Origin of the sequence: Desulfovibrio sp. 1214_IL3152, assembly GCF_036763055.1 — a bacterium.
Classification (GTDB): Bacteria; Desulfobacterota; Desulfovibrionia; order Desulfovibrionales; family Desulfovibrionaceae; genus Desulfovibrio.
In genome coordinates, this window is record NZ_JBAIYW010000405.1 from 1 (window position 1) to 1,641 (window position 1,641).

Annotated in this window: 2 protein-coding genes; both read right to left on the bottom strand. The window is 60.9% G+C overall.

Annotation, left to right across the window (positions count from 1 at the left end):
• Positions 1-264: hypothetical protein (locus tag V6C07_RS08700; RefSeq protein WP_333536005.1), on the bottom strand; the 264-nt coding region annotated here is incomplete at its 3' end.
• Between the two features lie 114 nt (positions 265-378).
• Positions 379-1,368 (bottom strand): major capsid protein, encoded by a 990-nt coding sequence (locus tag V6C07_RS08705; RefSeq protein WP_333536007.1) that lies wholly within the window; start codon positions 1,366-1,368, stop codon positions 379-381.
• Positions 1,369-1,641: the final 273 nt, after the last annotated feature.

Genomic DNA, 1,641 nt, shown 5'->3' on the forward strand with positions numbered 1-1,641 from the left:
GGCAGGGTTTTCAGCCGAATGAACGACGCTCACGGAGGCTCCGGGTACGGCAGTCCAGGGGCCGCTGGCGCTGTCGGACTCTTCAAGCCCGATGGTGATGCCCTGCACCTCGTCGGTTTTGAAGCTTTCGGTCACGGACAGGCGCAAGGGCATGGGTTCCATGCGGCCGGGAAGCTTGAGAGCGTTGAGGGCCACGGCGGGACCTGTGGTATTGGCGGTAAGGGGGCCTTCAAAAAGAATGGAATTGCGGTCAATGATAGCCATATGTGCTCCTTGTGGAAAAATGGTCATGCACCCGGTAATGGATGTTCGGCCCGACGGGCGGGCCGTGCGTCAGGCAGGACAGACGCGGCCTGTCCCGGCGTCCGCAATAAGGCTTTACACCACGCTTTCGTTGCCCAGCACGGCATCGCACTGGCGCACAGGGCGGCCATGCAGCACGGGAACGGCCTTGGCGTCAAAGAATTCGTCATACTGCAGCTGCACGTTGCCCGCATCGGAATTCTGGAGTTCAAGGGCGGTGAGCACGTCGGCGTTGGCGTACCACACGGCCTTCTGGCGCAGGTGCTGGGGCATGCGGTTCTTGGCCTCGATGGTCAGCTTTTGCAGATCGATGAATCCGCTCTGTCCCTTGCGCTTGCCAAGGGCTGCCAGGGGCAGGTTGGCAACGCGCACCACAGCGCGCCAGTCGCGTACGGCAAGGCCGCAGCGCCAGTTGTATTTGTCGCCCACGACCTGGTATTTGCGGCCGTCGGGGTCCTGGGTCATATAGGTGCTGAGGTCTTCGTGGGAGAGGCCGCCGGTGCTGTCCTTGGGATAGATGCCATGCACGGCCTGCGCGCCCCACGACACAAGCCACAGGGACGTGCAGCCCCCTTCTTCGCGGCCGCCCGCATCCATGACGTTTTTGGCGTCCTGCGCGGGGTAGCGCATGGCAAGGCCGTTGAATTCGTCAGGATTGATATTGCTGTTGCCGTAAAACAGGGTGGCGGCCACTTTTTGGCGCATGGCCTCGGCAAAGGCCACGCCTTCGCTCATGCGGAAAGCCCTGTCACGGCTGCCGTAGAGGCGCAGTTCCTCCACATCCAGTTCCATGATGGCTTCGAGGATGCCGCATCCCTCCTTGACCTGTCCCCACTGTGATTTGGAAGGCGGCGTACCCTGATAGAGCCTGCGCCAGTAAACTTCGGGCAAGCCCGTGCGGATGCGGGTAAGATGCCCGTCGCTCTGGTTGGACTCCATCCAGAGCACGTCATCCATGATGTCGTTGGTCTTGTTCATCAGTTCGATGATCTGCCCCGCCTTGTCGCCACGATAAAACTGTTCCATTTCCGCCAGGGAAACCACAAGACCCATAGAGTTGGACATAATCGCCTCGTATGTAGAAAGGTGAACGTGCGGGATAAAAGACAACAAAAGTGCCGGAACATGTCCGGGAAATGCGTTGCCGGCTGTTTTCAGGGCAGGAAACAGTCCGGGCGCGGTTGGGGGTGACGCGGCGGGCCGCCCTTATTTTCTGGATGACCAGCCCGCGTACATGCGTTCCTCAAGGGGCGGCATGCCGACGCCGGGTTCGCCGCGCACCAGGCTGTCTTCCATAAGGGCGTCAGCCACGCGGTTAAAAAACCGCAGCACATCCGG

What these genes read in the sequence shown, in the direction of transcription:
- V6C07_RS08705 (WP_333536007.1), bottom strand. Translation starts at nt 1,368, where the DNA reads ATGTCCAACTCTATGGGTCTTGTGGTTTCCCTGGCGGAAATGGAACAG.